Annotated in this window: 11 protein-coding genes; 2 read left to right on the plus strand and 9 right to left on the minus strand. The window is 28.6% G+C overall.

Going from position 1 to position 17,207, the window contains the following annotated elements:
* The first annotated feature begins 58 nt into the window (after window positions 1-58).
* Window positions 59-406, plus strand: a complete 348-nt coding sequence (locus tag BM072_RS03175; RefSeq protein ID WP_143080470.1) for an outer membrane beta-barrel protein — start codon at window positions 59-61, stop codon at window positions 404-406.
* Window positions 407-517: 111 nt separating this feature from the next.
* Here the strand turns inward: BM072_RS03175 and BM072_RS03180 are convergent, their stop codons facing one another.
* The 9 genes from BM072_RS03180 to BM072_RS03220 form a co-directional block, all read right to left on the minus strand.
* Window positions 518-1,903, minus strand: coding sequence for a hypothetical protein (locus BM072_RS03180; RefSeq protein WP_092906489.1), 1,386 nt, complete (start codon window positions 1,901-1,903; stop codon window positions 518-520).
* A 46-nt stretch (window positions 1,904-1,949) separates the two neighbouring features.
* Window positions 1,950-3,407: a hypothetical protein gene (locus BM072_RS03185; RefSeq protein WP_092906491.1), complete on the minus strand. Its 1,458-nt coding sequence runs from the start codon at window positions 3,405-3,407 to the stop codon at window positions 1,950-1,952.
* Window positions 3,408-3,539: 132 nt separating this feature from the next.
* Window positions 3,540-3,815, minus strand: coding sequence for a helix-turn-helix domain-containing protein (locus BM072_RS03190; protein ID WP_092906493.1), 276 nt, complete (start codon window positions 3,813-3,815; stop codon window positions 3,540-3,542).
* 99 nt (window positions 3,816-3,914) lie between these two features.
* The gene (locus tag BM072_RS03195; RefSeq protein ID WP_092906495.1) at window positions 3,915-4,871 is read right to left on the minus strand and encodes a hypothetical protein; all 957 of its coding nucleotides are present in this window, start codon (window positions 4,869-4,871) and stop codon (window positions 3,915-3,917) included.
* A 3-nt stretch (window positions 4,872-4,874) separates the two neighbouring features.
* A complete protein-coding gene (locus BM072_RS03200; protein ID WP_092906497.1) occupies window positions 4,875-7,565 on the minus strand; it encodes a DEAD/DEAH box helicase in 2,691 nt (896 codons plus the stop codon).
* Window positions 7,566-7,567: 2 nt separating this feature from the next.
* Window positions 7,568-9,223: a site-specific DNA-methyltransferase gene (locus BM072_RS03205; protein ID WP_092906499.1), complete on the minus strand. Its 1,656-nt coding sequence runs from the start codon at window positions 9,221-9,223 to the stop codon at window positions 7,568-7,570.
* 570 nt (window positions 9,224-9,793) lie between these two features.
* The gene (locus tag BM072_RS03210) at window positions 9,794-11,455 is read right to left on the minus strand and encodes an RNA-binding domain-containing protein (protein WP_092906501.1); all 1,662 of its coding nucleotides are present in this window, start codon (window positions 11,453-11,455) and stop codon (window positions 9,794-9,796) included.
* A gap of 1 nt (window position 11,456) precedes the next feature.
* Window positions 11,457-14,348, minus strand: coding sequence for an SNF2-related protein (locus BM072_RS03215; RefSeq protein WP_221405161.1), 2,892 nt, complete (start codon window positions 14,346-14,348; stop codon window positions 11,457-11,459).
* A 330-nt stretch (window positions 14,349-14,678) separates the two neighbouring features.
* Window positions 14,679-16,013: a tyrosine-type recombinase/integrase gene (locus tag BM072_RS03220; RefSeq protein ID WP_092906503.1), complete on the minus strand. Its 1,335-nt coding sequence runs from the start codon at window positions 16,011-16,013 to the stop codon at window positions 14,679-14,681.
* A gap of 527 nt (window positions 16,014-16,540) precedes the next feature.
* Here BM072_RS03220 and BM072_RS03225 point away from each other — a divergent pair.
* Entirely contained in the window at window positions 16,541-17,203 is a 663-nt protein-coding gene (locus BM072_RS03225; RefSeq protein WP_092906505.1) for a hypothetical protein, read from the plus strand.
* Window positions 17,204-17,207 lie beyond the last annotated feature (4 nt).

The following is a 17,207-nucleotide window of genomic DNA, read 5'->3' on the forward strand; positions in this document are numbered from 1 at the left end:
ACGATCTGAACTTCTGTAAAATTGCTCTGTTTCATAATTATCCCTAAGTTAATAAACTATATTTTTAAACGGTCCGTTTTTTAGGGAAGATTACAGAGGTAGTGTAGGACCCTATTTCGCTTATGGAATCGGAGGTAAGATGGAAGTAGCAGAATCAGATTGGTATTATGATAGCTATGAAAACACAAAATATAATACCTTTTCTGATGATTCTGGTTTAAAAAGATTTGATTTAGGTTTAGGTTTTAAAGCAGGTGTTGAATATAAAAAGAATTATCAATTATCTATAGGTTATGATTTTGGTTTAATTGATGCTTATAATAAATCTAAGAATGAAGATGATTATGATGTAACTGGAACATTAAAAAATAGTAACTTTAAAGTTTCTTTAGCTTACATGTTTTAATAGCAAACCCTTTAGTAAAAATGTAAATTACTAAAGGGTTTTATACTTTTTAAACTCACTGTTTATAAGTGTTTAAGCTGTTTTTACTAACATAATATGGTAATAGTTGACTTATATTTTTACTTTTAATTTAGGAGGGAAACTTATATGTTCTTTAAATGTATTTTCCATAATTAATTTTACTTCATCTAGATATTTATTTGAAATCATAACACAATCGTGTATAGTTATTATTTCTATATTTTTATTATATTTTTTTATATTGTCAATTAACTTAAATAACATAATTGAAGCTTCTATATGGAATAGATAATGTGCTAAAACCTTGTTACAATTCTCATAGGGTGGATAACCATATTTTTTTATCCATGTTTGATTATTTTTTAATTGATTTAGTATATAATGAATATGTGGATATAATTCTTTTAATTTTTGTTCTACTTTCTGTTTAGTTCCTATTTCACAAAAGAAAAGACTGAGTATATCGCTTTTTTGTAGATCACTGCCAGTAGTAAAGCGTTTATAAAAATTATTATCAAGAATATCAACATAAATCTGTTTTAATTCTTTAATTAATGATTCAGTAATTTCATTTTTGGTATAATAATTAATAATATCTTCAAAAATCACTTGATATAATACTAAATTATCATTTTCAATAATTAGATTTTTTAATTTAGTATTATACATTAAGCTGATAATAAATAAATAGGGAATACAACTGCTAATGTCTAATTCAGCCAGATTTTCACCAGATTTATTCGTAATTAATTTTCTGTATTGTGAAGATAAATTAGTGAAATTTGTATGAAGTCTACCGTCAGTTTTATCATTTAAGCTCATCCATCTTCTTCCGTTGTGATAATCAAATAGAGATATTAGTGATGAGTATTCTGAAATAATATTTTGACTCATTAATTTATTTGAAAGTTTATCAAAATTGATATCGAACTTAGTTAGAAAATCATTTTTTAGTTTTTTTAGTTTCTTGTCAATTATTTTCCCTTTGATCGATATTGTACAGTTTTTTTTTATATTATTAATAATTGATAATCTTGTGAGATCAATAATTTTATATCCGGAATTAATATAAGTATAGTTCATAGAATAACTAAATGATTTTCCATTTTTATATTCATTTCTAAATAATAAATTATCATAATTCAAATGTTGATTAGTAAGAAATTTCATGATCTTATGATAATCACGATCAATAGATTGTAATAAAGTTGATGGTAAATCAATATACACATCGTTAAATATAAATTGATTGGTATTTACATATTTATTTTTTTCTTCTTGATTTTTAACATTTAATCGATGAATTGTTGAATAGAATATTAGATATAAAATATAATAAATAGATTCAATTCTTAGCTTTTTTATATCGAAATCGTACTTTTCTAATTTTCCAGTTATGCTATTTAGAAATTGATTGTTAGATGCAATTATTATTTTTTCGATATCAATTTTATTGGGTAAAAAAATCTTTTTCATATTTAATTTTTTTTAAAAAAGGCTCCAAATGGAGCCTTTAAATAATCTAGTTTAGTTTTTTTATCTGATCAATTATTGTAAATACCTTTTCAATGTTTTCCTCTTTGATGAGTTGAGTTTCATGGCATAAATAATCTCTAAAAAGAATTTTTAAATTGTTGTCATAACTAACAAAGAATACAAGATTTGCCTTACTAAGATTATTGAATACATACCATAAATATTCATCATTCATAATAGAATTCACTATACATAAAACATTTTCAACCCAGAATAAGTTATGGATAGAGCAATAATATTCTTTATTCCCATTACTGTTTTTTATAGTAAATTCAGAATTTTCGCTTACTAATAAATCAATTATTTTATTTGATTTATTGTCGTCATTTAAATCAATTTTATTTAGTTTTTTTCTTTCTTTATTTAGTTTTAGACTAATCTCTGAAATGGTTTCACAATATTTATTAAATGATAATTCACTTTTGTTTGTTACAAAATCATTATATGTTTTTTGGATCATTTGATATATTGGACTGCCTTCAAAAATTATAGAGGTAGAGAATCCATAAACTTCTGTAAATCTTTTTAATAATGAAAAATGCACATAATCATTATGACTTATTATGAAATTATTTATAATAAAATCCGTTGTTTTTAAGAATTTGTTCTTTTCAAACTCAGTAATTAATACATAATCATATTGATTTATTAAATAGTCAATTTCATAAGTTTTATTCACCAGATAATTTTTTGCTGCCTTTTTAAATTTATTGATAAAGAATCTTATTTTTCGATTATCTAATCCTTTTAATTCGATATCCTTAAAAATATATTTTATAATAAACTTCAGATTATTGTCTTCACAATACTCTTGATAAAACTGATCAAAATTCGATGTTTTATTTAAGTTTTTTAAAGCATAGTCAATTAATTCAAAAATTCCATTTAAATGACTATTAATAATTAAGCTATTTACTTTTGTGACAAGTGGTAGATTACGTTTAAGAATTTTAAAACCATACAAAGATTTATCATTTTTTAAAGAAATTTTATCATTAAAGTTCATGTTATGATAATTGTTCACCATAAATTGAGCTAAATAATGACTACTGCCAATAAAAACATCTTCATATTTATCTATTACAAATAGCTCTAAAGCGGAGTTCAATAGTTCTTTAAATAAATTAAAATCAATATTCAGAGTTTCTATTATTTCTGAATATGCATTACTAGCAATTAAATTGCTGTTTAATAGTTCATTAAATTGATCTTCAGAAAGATTCTCATATTCAAATATGTCGTTTTCGTTCTCAAAACGTTCAACATATCCGGATAGACAAATGAAATTTGATATAAGTTTTTTATCTCGAGCCGAGATTAGAATATCGTCTTGATCAACTATTGAAAATTGATGAAGAAATTCTTTTAAAACGTTAGCAACTGTAAATTCTAAGTTTTCTATTTGCTTACATACTACGTAAGACTTTTCATTTAAAATACTCATAAATATATAAATTTGAAAGTTACATTTTGGGCATGAGAAGCCCTGTCCAGATTATCATTATTGATATTGGATACTTTTTTAATTATTAAAATTCAGTTTAATAAAAGGTCGTTTAAACCAATATAAGTGAGGTTAGTTTAATTTATTACTTAGAAGTTTCTGTTCGATTTCAGAGCGTAAGTAATAGCGTTTGTTACCCAGTCCGTACTGAGAAATTATTCCTTTAGTTGTCCAACGATAAAGTGTGCTTAAATCTATTTTTAAGATTCTTGCAGTTTCTTCTCGAGTAAGAAATTCAACTTCCATTGTCAAGATCTCTTTTTGTTGGTTAATAGTTTTTTCTACTATTGTTTTGATCTTTATAATAAGATCATCTGCGTCTACATTGTAGAGTGTTAATGTGTTCATAACTGTTTTCTTAATTTGTTGATGCAAAGATTTATCAAAAAAAAATGTGGAAAGCTAAAAACGCTTTCCACACTTTTTAAATAATTGTTAAACAGGTGTTTATTTTTTATTCTTAAGAAATAAACCTAATTTTTTTCGGGGAGTTCCTTCCATCTCTTTTCTCATTAGGCTATTAAGATTTTCGATATAAGATTCAGCTATTCTTTTATATGAAGGAGATACGGACTTAACTAGGTATGATTTTCTTACTGTTCTATTAGTGCAACCTAGTAAGTCAGCTATAAAATCTTCAATTTTACTGTCTTCAATTTGATAATTGACTTTTAGTTGATCAATTATTCCCATTTTTTCTAACATGTAAATCTTTAGAGCAAAATCACTGTCGACTTTTGAATCGAATTTTAGATTATTAAATGATTTTTTGGTTTTAAATTTTTTCTTTAAAATTTTTACAACTTCATTTTTGTGATATAAATGTTCGTGAAATTTATTAAAGTCAAAAAAGCTATATTTTTCGATATCATTTTCCCAGTTATTTGAATTATATTTTTTTAAAAAGCTGGTGAAATAGAAGTTTTCATTTAAAAAGTCATTGATATAATCATCTACTAAAATATAATCGACAAATATTTCATTAGTATACTCTTTTAAAATATTTTTAATATTAACTTTAGTAACGGTAGCATCTTCCGACTTTATTTTTTTTAGATATCTGCCTACTAATCCGTATAGTTCATATAAATATGAAATTAAAGATTTGGTTGAATCAGTATCTTTTCTGTTAATTTGAAAATCGAGCGGTTTACTAATGTTTCTAACGGATAGTTGATAACTTTTTAGAATTGCTTCAGCATTATTTATGGAGTATTCTTCTTCTAGTTCAGATAATATTGTTAGGTGTGAAATACTTTTTTCGTTAAATAAAATAGCTTCTTTTAAAAATTTACGTTCGTTATAATCTTCATTTTGAATAAGCCATTGATTTAATTTAGAAGTGTAATTAAGCTCTAAATCACTAACGTCTTCAAAATTATATAGTTCTTCTTTATTAATCATAGATTATTTTGTTAGGAACTTATTTAGTAAGTATGCAAAATTTATTGTTTTATTAATTTCGTCGTGTGGAATTAATAAATAATGCCAAGGTTTACCACCGTTTTCTAAATTGTACGCGGTAGCATATTTACAGTATGTTTTAGCTGCATCTTCTTTTTGTAGTACATCTGAATCTTGCATTTTATCTTTAGATTTTGGTTCTATCATATAAATTGCATCTTCAGTTTCAACTACAAAATCCGGTTCGTAACGTTTAGAGTTATTATCCCAATAAATACGGAATTGATTGCTTGCCGGTCTTAACCATTTTACTACTGTACTATCATTCTCAAGTACAAATGCTAATTCTTTTTCTGTGTTTGAATCAAACTTGTATTCAAAATGACATGCTTTTTCAAAACCTGTAAATACATACTTTGGTACTAAACTAACAGGTGAGATAGTATCTCTATAATCTTTAAAACCATTATTATCTAATGCCTTAAAATTATGTGATTCTATTTTGGTAAATGGTAATACGTTTGGTTTTTCGTAGTTGCTGTATTCAATTTTGAAATGGTTTTTCATTTGAAGGTAGATACGATCAGCAATGGTTTTCTTAAATTGAAATACTGCTTTTTTCATATCTTTTTCATCTGAATTACTAGCTTCTATTGCACCATAGGCTTGTTTTGCTAGCTTATGTAATAATTCAGCATTATCATCATAATCTACATCCGAATAATTTAATAATTCTACAATGATATTATTGATAGGATTACCATAATTACCACTAGAAACAGCTCTAAGAGTTTCTATATCTTTTTTATCAGATAAACTTTGTCTTAAAATTTCATCATCGAATGCTTTAAGCTGAAATCCGGAAATATCTAAATCAAAATCTTCAAAATAAGCATGAGCATCCCCTTGAACTAAGTCCATACGAGGTATTTCAATAATTTGTTTTTTGTAATTAGAAACTACTGTTTCATATATTGTTTCAGCTTCCTTTACAATATCATCTGCAAACAAATTACCTTGTCCTTGATTGAATGTTTCTTTTATTTGCTCAATAACTTTAGCTTTCGCTTCGGGTTTAGCAAAATCTTCAACCTTCTTTATCTCTGGAATTTTATTTAATGTTGGTAATACAGAAATAATAGCCTTTTTAGCATCAACTTGATTTTGGGCTGTCTGTTTTTCTTGTACATCAACAATCGCATCAACTTTTGCTTGCTCTTCTTCAATTTCTTTTTCAGCTTTCGATACAGATGTTGTAGCAATAGTTTTCTCTTTTACTTCATCTTCATCAAATTCAATAAATGAAATCTTATTAAGAATAGATTCTGGATTTTGAGCTTCAGCAATAACTGCATCAAAATTATCATGAGCGATTACCGTTAATTTATCTATATTAGCTTCCCCTGTTCGTTTTCCACCAAAAGGAAGTCTTAATCCTCGTCCAATAGTTTGCTCAATTAAAACTGATGCATTTGCAGCACGTAAAGGCACAATTGTGTACAGGTTAGAAACGTCCCAACCTTCTTTTAACATATTGACGTGAATAACAATTTCTATTTCATTTTCTGGGTTTTCTAATGAAACAAAAAGTTGTTCAATTTCTTCATCTTTTTTAGTAGAAGAATCTATTTGTAAAACTTTCCCTATGTATTGCCCTTCGTAAAAAGTAGTTGAATTGATATAATCATAAACCGCTTTGGCATGCGTAATATCTTTACAAACTACCAAAACAAAAGGTTTTACGACTTTTTGGTTGTTATTTAGTGCGTATAATTCTAAATCTGTTTTGGTTTGTTGGTGAATAGAAATGGCATCTTCTAACTTCACTTGCTCTATTTTTTCTGAACTTTCACCTTTTGGATCGAAGTTTTTACGTTTAGCAATCGTAGGATTTTTAACATACAAACCATCTGCTAAAGCTTTGGCTAAGGTATACTCGTAAACAATGTTTTTGAAAGGTTTTCCCTTTTCATCAATTGGTGTAGCAGTTAATTCTATACCTAATACAGGATTTAGTTCATCAATTGCTTTTTTAGAAGCATCTGCATGATAGCGGTGAGCTTCATCCATTAAGACTACTAGATCATCTAAAGATGAAAGATGTTGCCAATATGATTCTCCTAAGTATTCAGATAAACGTTTCATTTTAGGTGCTAATGCAACACCTTTCGTTTTAGAACCTTTATTTTCTGAATTGAACTTAGAAATATTGAAAATATTGATGCGTACTTCTGATTCGTTGAACAAAGCCCCTTGTTGAGCATAATTATCTCCAGTAATAATTACAGGGCGATTGTGTACAAATTCTGAAATGCCATTGAATACATATTTACTGTACGCTGGGTCTCCGAAATCTTTGATTAGCTTTTCGTAAATGGTTAAGTTAGGTGCTAGAATAAAGAAATTCTTAACGCCTTTGGCTAAATACAAATAGGTAATGATAGCCCCCATTAAACGTGTTTTACCAACACCCGTAGCTATGTTGTGGGTGATGGAAGGAAATGCACGCTGAAAATCTGTACAAAAAGGATACAAGCCTTTTATGACTTGTAAATCTTCCTGAACAGTAGTATTTCTTTTCGTTTTATTTAGAGGAATATGATCTGCTATGGTTGCTGTAACTTCTAACGCTTCTGCTAAAGGTAAACGCAACGATAAACGTTGTTTTATTTGGTTAATAGTGTTTTGATTCATAGTTAATCAAATAATGATTTTTGGTTATTTTCTTTTGTATCAACTACTTCCTCATCATTTTCAATTTCTTCTTCTACATCGTAGTCTTCTTGGTTATCTTCTTGTGGTAGATTGACGATATTTAAACTGTAATCGTCTTTACCGAATTCGCAACGGTCTAATAACAATTGCGGTATTTTTTTGATGGTAATGTTTGGAAACTTGTTTTTACATTCTGTTTGGAATGCTTTGCAACAAATTAATAAACTTTCGCCTGCCTGCATATCTTCTGCAATAGCTTCTAACTGCTGAACAGTCAAAAACTGCGTAGTTGTGAAAATAAAATCTTGCTCTGATGAGTTCCCTTGTTTCCAGAATTGCGTTTCGCTTGGGTTGTATTTAAAACCTTCTTGTTTTGCCATAGCAGCGGCTAACATATCGGCATTGTACTCATCGGACATAATCCATTGCCCAAATTTGTCTTTCTTTAATAAACTAGGAGCTAAGGTATAAAACTTGAAACCACCGCCACCTTGCCAATTGACCGCTTTAGAAATACCACCTTGCTCACCATCTACTACTTGCTTAAGACGTGGATAACAATGTGTAATAGCGTGTTCACCTAATTCAATACCAATGTATTTACGCCCCATTTTATGAGCAACAGCAGCTGTAGTACCTGAACCCACAAAAGAATCTAATACTAAATCTCCTTTATTAGATGCAAGATGAATTACCCTTTCTATTAATCTTTCTGGTTTTGGTGTTGCAAAAACACTATCTGAATTAAAAACTTTAGCTTCTTTTTTAGCATCTTGGTTATGACCAACTTCTTGATAAGTCCACAATGTCATCGGAGTTACACCATCTTTTACTTCAGATAAAAACCTTTTAATACGTGGTACACCATCACCTTTTGCTCCAAACCAGATTCTATTGTCCATAACATATTCCTCAAATCGCTCCTTCGAGAGTCTCCAACAATATCCTTCTGGTGGTAATACTTTTCTACCTGACGGAGTCGTAATTTCATAAACTTTAGACTCTATAATTGGTCCAACAGATAAATCACCTGATGTCCAAGGACCTCTATGGTCATTATCTAAATTTTTATAAGATTTTGTAGCCTCAGCTGATCGTGGGAGTTTATTTAATTCAAAACCTATTGAATCTTTAGCATAAACTAAAATTATATCATGACTTCTAGATAATGTTTTCTTTAGGTTGATAGGAGAAAAAGCTCTTTGCCAAACTACCTCGTCTATAAAATTTCTTCGACCAAAAACCATATCACATAATACTTTTAAATAATGACTTTCATCTGAGTCAATAGAAATCCATATCGATCCATCACTACTTAATAAATTTCTTAATAACTCTAAACGAGGTTTCATCAAATTAAGCCATAAGGAATGTTCAATACCATCATCATAATGCTCAAAGGCATTACCAGTATTATAGGGAGGGTCTATATAGATACATTTAACTTTACCTGCATAATCTTGTTCTAGGGCTTTTAATGCTAAAAGGTTGTCGCCATGTATCAGCATGTTTTCGGTGTTTGGGTCACCGTATGAGTATTCTGGGTTTTCTATTAAAATACGAGGTTCTAGCTTGGGTTCATCGCCTTTACCAATCCACGTTAATTCTAATTTTTGTAAGTTTTTATTTTGTGCCATAGTGTGTTACTATAATCTTTATTTTGTTGTTAAATAGTCTTGAACATGATTTAGAGATTTTAGGATGGACAGGATTCGTGCTTTTTTATCCCTAATCTTCCCTAGATTGCCCTAAGTTTATCCCTAATCTTCCCTAGATTGCCCTAAGTTTATCCCTAATCTTTCCGAAGTTCAACTAAAGTTTGTCTAAAATTGGAAAAGTTTGTCTAAAAATATTCTTTGGTTACTCATTAGATAAACTTAATACCCAAATAGGCTTTCTTGTAGAACCCTGATTAACAATAGAATAATCCTTATTATGCATTGTCTTTTTCATTGCTTTACATCACCTAAGTATCCCAAAGTCTATTCCTATCTTTCCTGAGTTTTCCTGAAATATTCTCTTTTAAAACACTGAAAATCATTTATTTGTATTTTATAATTGTTAAACAAACCCCTTTTCCCTTTCCTAATCGTACCCTAAGTTCTTTCCTGAGCTTTCCTAAAATATTTTATTGCAAAATGCTGAAAATCATTTATTTGCATTTTATTATTATCTGATAAATCTCTTTTTTCTTTCCTAAACCTTTCCTAGTCTTTCCTAATTTTCACCCATTTTGATTCCGTACGAGAGCCCACATTGTGAATGCTATCCTTCATGCCCTGTAATAGGTTGTCTATTTTCTTTTTTCTTTGCTTTTCATCCAAATAATCAGGGAGTTTATCCATCAACAATTGATTAATTTCTGATCTTGAAGCAAATCCATGATGCTCAATATGCTTTAAAACAAATGACTCAAGCACTTCTTTATCTAATCCTTTATTTCGGGTATATTCGGCTTTTCGGTTGGTCAATTCTGCAATTTTTGCCGATATAAAATAATTAGGTTTTCTGCCGTCAATCAAGCCCTTGGTGCGCAGCATTTTGGCTGCAGCATCTGTAATAGGTGTTTTTTTCTGTATTCGATCCAGTAAAATCACTTGTGTAAGGTCTAATCCATCTTTATTTTCTATCAGCAATTTTGAATAATTTTCGTCAATAGAATGACCATATATTTCTAAAATGACTTCGTTTCCCTTAGACTTGCTATAATCAGGTAATGGAAAATATCGCTCTTTTTGGCTTTTCAGCATTTTGAAAATACCATAGCCCATTGAATCTATCATATTCAGATTGACCATAGCTTCTACCAACCATTTATTACGGTAATTCTTAGGTGTTTTCTCACCTAAAAAATAATCCTCAGCATTTCCTTCAAAAAAACCACCTGCATTTTCAAATATCAATTTGTTTATTTTTTCAGTAACTATAATTCTAGAATTTAAACTATAATCTTGATGTGCAATACAATTGTTTAAAGCTTCTAAAATACTTTCGTTATCGTATTTAGGTACTTCAATAGAAATTAATTGATTGGTTGGAAAAAACTTATAGTTGACATTTCTGATCTTAGCTAATACCTCATTTACTGCTAGAAACAGTGGCATAGAAAAATGCTCGTATGCTTTTTCTTCGGTATCTAATTTCCAAGTGATTTGAGCTACTTTAGGAGACAATAAATGTGATGCTTCTGATTTACCCAATAATATTAAGGCTGTATTAGTGACCTTACCGTTAATGGTTACTTTAAGTTTATCGAGAAATACTTCATTAGTCCAATTGTCTATTTCCTTATAAAAAGACTTGTTTTTGTTTTTTTCTTTATAAATATCTCTTGCTTTTTGAATAGCGTAAGTATCTAAATCTTCTAAAGTGGCATTAGGTACGATTTCTGCTGACCAATCAATATGAGAATTTAAAATTGCTCTCATACGATCTGGATATTTTTTTAATTCAGTAAGACTAGAAGCTACTCTTATATAGGCTTCATTTTCAAAAGAAACAGGGATATTTTGAGCAGCAGATATTTTAAATATTTCTATTTTATTACCATCATAATCACAAACAAAATGCTGAAAATGTACAGAAGGACTTAGGTTTCTACGAATGTAAAAATCTAATTCACTTCCTTTCTCTTTTTTATTGATGTAATTATAGTTTGTACCTACAATATCCAAAGTTTCATCTTTAATACCAAAGACCAAATAACCAAAAGGCACATTATTATAATTAGCAGCGTTGGCTAACCCAGAAATGTATTTACCCAAGCGTTGTGCATCTGTCGCATCGCCTTGTTTAAATTCAAGCCATTCTAATTCTTTGCCTTGTTGGAGCAATTCATTTACTAATGTTATTAATTCTTCGTTTGTCATATTAAAGAATTTTAAAACGAATTGCAAACAATTCCGTTTCAGTTATATTTTGTTCTAAACGTTTTTCTGTTTCAGAAAGTAGGTTTTCTTTCTTTTCATCTACCTCATCTTGTGCTAAATATAAACGTCTACGCTTTTCAGATCTCTTATTTTCAAGCTCTTTGATCGTTCTTTGAGCTTTCACTTTTTCATCTAAATTCAAGATTTTTTTAGCCTCAGCTTTACGTAGTTTTATTTCGGCATCTAAGTCTTTTACCTCTTTATCTAAACTAAGTTTCATATCATCTGCCCATTGATCAAGTTTATCCATTTCTTCATCAAAAAAATCATTATTTTTCATTGCGTTAGTACTGATGATTTCTTGACAATTGGCAAAGTGAATTTCTTCAAGTTTTTGTGCAAATTCAGGATCAAGTGAAACTCCTCCTTCTTCAGTTCCGTCCAATGAGAATAATTTTAGAGCCATATCAGATTCTAATACTGTTCCATCATCTAAAATAGCTGAAGCAATGATGTAATCTTCTTTTTCAAAAGAATCAATTTCAAGTTTAACAATTTTCATCCAACCTTCTTCATCTATAAACTGTTCTAAGTAACTAATTTTAGATTTTGAACTAGAAAGATTAAATGATATTTTTTGAGTTGGCGTTTCTAATATAGAAGCTTCTTGAATAATTTGTTGCGCTAATGGATGACCAATTCTGTAAATATTAGTATGTTCCGGAACTTCATTCTTTTTTCCTTTATCATCTGTTCTCAGTAAAATATATTTCCCTTTATTGATATTAATGTCATTAAAAGGATTTTTCTTTAGTTCGAATGAAAAATTATCATTGAATGTAGCATTATCAACTAAAACAAAATTGGTTAGTTTCCATAATTTTTCCTCAAATTTTGATAATGAATCAGTAGTTTCTAATAAATTAGCTTTTAGTTTTGCACTAACTTCTCCGTCAAAATTCTCTAGTAAAGTAGTTTTAGCTTCTAATATTTTTTCAGAAATTTGCGGTTTTAAATCTTCTTGTAATTCATCAAATGCCGCTTTTATTTCTTCAGGTTTACGGCAGTTTTGGTAAATCATTGCAATACGTTTTTCAAAATCAACGCCACTACCAATTGCTCCTAAAACCTCATCAGAAGCTCCGAAAACGCCATCAAATAATTGAAATTTTTGTTCTAATAATTCATATACACGGATGTCAGCTTCGTTCTTTTTGTTTAAAAAGTTAACCACTACAACGTCATGTTTTTGTCCGTAACGATGACAACGACCAATACGTTGTTCAATACGCTGAGGATTCCAAGGCATATCGTAATTAACAATTAAGGAACAGAATTGTAAATTGATTCCTTCAGATGCAGCTTCTGTAGCAATCATTATAGTAGCTTCATTTTTAAAATAGTCTACTAATGCTGCTCGCATATCCGCTGTTTTAGATCCAGTGACTTTATCTGAACCTTTATTCTTTTGAATCCAATTTTTATAAATTTCTTTTGACTTAGCATCATTGTTCATTCCGTTAAACAATATTACTTTGTCTTTGTATCCTCTTTTTTCTAATGTTTTATATAAGAAATCTTGAGTTCTTCTACTTTCTGTGAATATTAATGCTTTTTTATTTGCACCAAGATTTTCTAGTTCTTTGAATCCTTTATCAAGTGCTGTAAAAAGGTGTTCCGCCTTTGAATTTTTTTGAATTTTTTCAGCTAGGTTTCTATATTGCTTTAATTCATCTAATTCCTTCTGGATGTTAACTAAATCTTCAGGTGAATAAACCACATCCGAAATATCATCATCATTGTCGTCATACCATTCGTCCTGTAATTCATCAGTCGATTCGTAATCTTCATCAATTTCATCAAACAAATCAGAATTCAATTCTTTAATTAAAATACTTTCAAGTCGATTAACTAATGTGTTTAATGTTCCGAAAATAGCAAATGATGAGGATGCAAGTAGTTTACGAAGTATTAATGTCATTAATTGACGTTGACTATTCGGTAGTGCATAAAGTTTTGGTCTCTGTAAATATTCAGAAACTAGATCATATAAATCTTCTTCTTCTGGTGTAGGAAAGAACTCTTCACAAATTGGTATTCTATTCGTGTAGTTTATGTACTCCAATACTTGTTTGCGTAATGTACGATGACAAACAGGTTGAATACGATTTCTTAAATCCTCAAGATAATCTTCATCCAGATTACGTGAGTACTGCTCTTTAAAGCTTTTTAAATCTCCAAAAACATAATCATCAATAATTGAAACTAAACCAAACAATTCTAATATAGAATTCTGAAGTGGTGTTGCTGTTAATAATACTTTTTTATACGGGTGTAAAGCCTCCTTAATAGCGTTTGCTGTTTTATTTGCTGGTTTGTATACGTTACGAAGTCGGTGTGCTTCATCAATAATAACTAAGTCCCATTTTGTTTGTTTGATGTATGCATCTTTAGTTTTAGCAAACTGATAGGAACAAATGATGATTTGATCCTCTTGGTTGAAAGGATTCAAATTACCTTTTTTTATTTCATCGTTAAAAGATTTAGATTCAAGAATTGTAGATGGTAAGAAAAATTTGTCTAGAAGTTCTTGATTCCATTGTTTGCGTAAATTCGATGGAGAAATAATTAATAATTTTCTTTTTCGTTCAGCCCACTTTTGTGATAATATGATTCCGGCTTCAATTGTTTTTCCTAGACCAACTTCATCAGCTAATATTGCACCTTTTGATAAAGGAGATTGGAAAGCAAATAAAGCCGCATCAACTTGATGAGGATTTAAATCAACTTGAGCATCTTGTAATGAAGCTACGAATTTCCCTACACTATCTGATGGTAATCGTCGCGTTAAATCATGTGCAAAATACTTTGCATGGAAGTTAGTTGAAATCATGTATTTATATCTAAGATTGTAAAGATACAAATAGTTGTATTTTAAATTTTGTTTTCTTTAAGCTTTATTGATTTTGTTTTATGTAAATTTTGATCCTCTGATTTAAGTTTTTTATATATCAAGTGATTAAACATTAATGCAATAAAACAATATATAATATCAAAAAAATCAAATGTACCAGGGAATAATTTATAGTATTGAAGAATTTCAGGCAAAAAACTTAATGTGATTGGAATAACTAAATATAGAGTAAGAAATTTAGATTTGATTATGCATCACTAAATTCAAATAAAAATAATGCGTCATTATATCGTTAATGACGCATTTATATTAATCGTTGAATATTTTTGCTACTTGCAATGCATTACTAATATCATTCTTTCCTATATATTGTAAAAAAGTGTTTTCATATTGATGTCCGGTAATACTCATTAATAATGGTGTTGGAAAGTTTGGGTGTGCATAGTAATTACTAGCAAATGATCGTCTACATATATGGGATGAAGCAGCTTTATATAACGGAATCACTTTCATGTAATTTCGTTTATCATTTTCATCAAATTCTTTTGCAAATACTAATCTATTTATACCTATTTGTTCTAATAGAATTTTAAGGTGTTGATTGAATATTGTTGCATTAGAAGAGTATTTTGAACTGAATAATGGAGGGAATCCATTATATTTAATAATTATTTCATTTACAATTGGATGAATAGGTATAGCAACCCTTTTTTTAGTCTTGACTTGAGTTATTTCTATTATACTATATTCATTACCATTATTGTCTAAATATTTTCTAATACAATCAGTAGTAAACCTCATAAAGTCACTAATTCTTTGTCCGGTATAACATCCAATGAGCAACCAATCTCTTGTTAAGGTTAATATTTTATCATCAGTTGTAAAATCTCTTATTTGATCCAGTTCTTTAAAGTTGAGATATACTACATCACCTTCTTTTATTCTTTGAATAGGAAAATTTATACTAGGATTAACATCAAGTCCGTTATTTCGTGCATCATATATAATGGTTTTAAGATTCTTTAATATTCGTCTAATTGTTGATTTCATTAACATTTTGTAATCAAATAAGAAAGTTTCTAAGTTTAAAAAGAATTCTTTACTACAGTCGAGGATGTTAATTTCTCTATTTATGTATTCTTGATAATTGGATATTACACTTTCAAGATATTTATATTTTTGTTTTGTTGAGTTTTCAATAGAATAATCATTAGCTCTAATATTATTGTAATTATGAATATATAATAATAGTTTATTGTTATTTTCAATTTCTTTTTTCCTTTCGATCTCTTTTTCTTTAATTAATGTTTCATGAGATGTAGGGAGTCCATGAAATTTAAGTATTTCATCTTCTATTAATGATGAGGTAATGAATTCCGGATTTGACAAATTATTAAAAACGAAATTTTCAATCGAAGATAAAAGCCTATTGGAGTTATTGATTGTTGTGATAAAATCCGCATCATTCTTAAATGAAGATTTATCTTTTTTATCGTAAAGTCTCTTTTCTTCAAAATTCCAATATTTTTTTGGAATGAATATTTTAGATCCTTTCTGAAAATCATTTTGTCTTGAGATTGATACTCGAATGATTAATTGTACGATTTCTTGAGATCCTTTTACTACAAATCTTACTTTAGCCATAATTGTTATTTTTTGATTACTAATTTATAAGTAAGAGATCGAGTCCGACATTAGTCCGACTAAATTGAAATCAAATGAAATTAGAAACAATTATGTGCAATGTTGAAAAAGTCATTAAACTTTGATATTCATTGCATTTAATTAAGATTTAATGAATTCAATACAATATAACAAATTATCATATTGCATACTTATAATCCGCTAGGAACCTCAAAAAGCTTTAATCATAACGATTAAAGCTTTTTTTATTTCTACACATTTCCTCATTACCATTATAACTTAATTTTTTATCTATGCATGCATAATATTTTAATTATGAATAGCTTAACGTCTTTTTAAGATTAAATAACATTCTATTTATTTAATTTTGCCAAGTTAATTTTTAGAGAGAGATTTTTAAGGATTAACATCTACTACTAAAACTTATATTGTATTGGTAATCTGTTAGATTACTCGAATTCTTAACTATTGTGATATGAATTCTTGATTCTTTTATACATAAAGATTTAGGGAAAAATTAAATGATAATGAAGAATAATTTTATTTTATTAAGCTGTTTTATATTCTTTTCAGGAATATTATCAGCTCAAGTCGGTATTAATACTGCTAATCCAAAACGAACCTTAGATGTTGAAGGTAATCTTCGTGTTAGAGAACTTACAGATAAATCTCAAGCACCAAGTTACAATAAAATTCTTGTTGTAAACCCAGATGGTAATATTGATTATATCAATAAACAAGATTTACAGCCCGTTAAAGACGAATTTACGGCAGATAAACAAGTATTAAATAACATTTATAGCACAACTACAGGGAAAGCCGACGATACCAAATTTGTGTCTTGTGGAAAATTTGATTTTGCTTTTAGAAATATTGGAGCAAATACAAATATCCAATATCGATTAAAAAATACTCCAACTAGCGATGTCACTGTTTATATCACATTAGAGCAAAATTACAGTTCTAATGGGTATCAATTTCAGGTGCCTACTGCTGGAAAAACATTTACATCTACAACTAATAATTTTGGAGATTTACCAACTTACGGGGCAAATATTGTGAATTCAGAACTTAATGTTTTGTATTTATTGTATCCGGGTGAATCTAATTTATATCGATTAACTTTTTATCGATTGGATCAAACTACTCCAAAAACAAATGACTTTGTAACTGTTTGCGAAAAATTTTAGAAAA

The sequence above is a fragment of the Algoriella xinjiangensis genome, from assembly GCF_900115015.1.
GTDB classification, from domain to species: domain Bacteria; phylum Bacteroidota; class Bacteroidia; order Flavobacteriales; family Weeksellaceae; genus Empedobacter; species Empedobacter xinjiangensis.

What these genes read in the sequence shown, in the direction of transcription:
- BM072_RS03225 (WP_092906505.1), top strand. Translation starts at nt 16,541, where the DNA reads ATGAAGAATAATTTTATTTTATTAAGCTGTTTTATATTCTTTTCAGGA.
- BM072_RS03210 (WP_092906501.1), bottom strand. Translation starts at nt 11,455, where the DNA reads ATGACAAACGAAGAATTAATAACATTAGTAAATGAATTGCTCCAACAA.
- BM072_RS03200 (WP_092906497.1), bottom strand. Translation starts at nt 7,565, where the DNA reads ATGAATCAAAACACTATTAACCAAATAAAACAACGTTTATCGTTGCGT.
- BM072_RS03180 (WP_092906489.1), bottom strand. Translation starts at nt 1,903, where the DNA reads ATGAAAAAGATTTTTTTACCCAATAAAATTGATATCGAAAAAATAATA.
- BM072_RS03195 (WP_092906495.1), bottom strand. Translation starts at nt 4,871, where the DNA reads ATGATTAATAAAGAAGAACTATATAATTTTGAAGACGTTAGTGATTTA.
- BM072_RS03220 (WP_092906503.1), bottom strand. Translation starts at nt 16,013, where the DNA reads ATGGCTAAAGTAAGATTTGTAGTAAAAGGATCTCAAGAAATCGTACAA.
- BM072_RS03190 (WP_092906493.1), bottom strand. Translation starts at nt 3,815, where the DNA reads ATGAACACATTAACACTCTACAATGTAGACGCAGATGATCTTATTATA.
- BM072_RS03185 (WP_092906491.1), bottom strand. Translation starts at nt 3,407, where the DNA reads ATGAGTATTTTAAATGAAAAGTCTTACGTAGTATGTAAGCAAATAGAA.
- BM072_RS03205 (WP_092906499.1), bottom strand. Translation starts at nt 9,223, where the DNA reads ATGGCACAAAATAAAAACTTACAAAAATTAGAATTAACGTGGATTGGT.
- BM072_RS03215 (WP_221405161.1), bottom strand. Translation starts at nt 14,348, where the DNA reads ATGATTTCAACTAACTTCCATGCAAAGTATTTTGCACATGATTTAACG.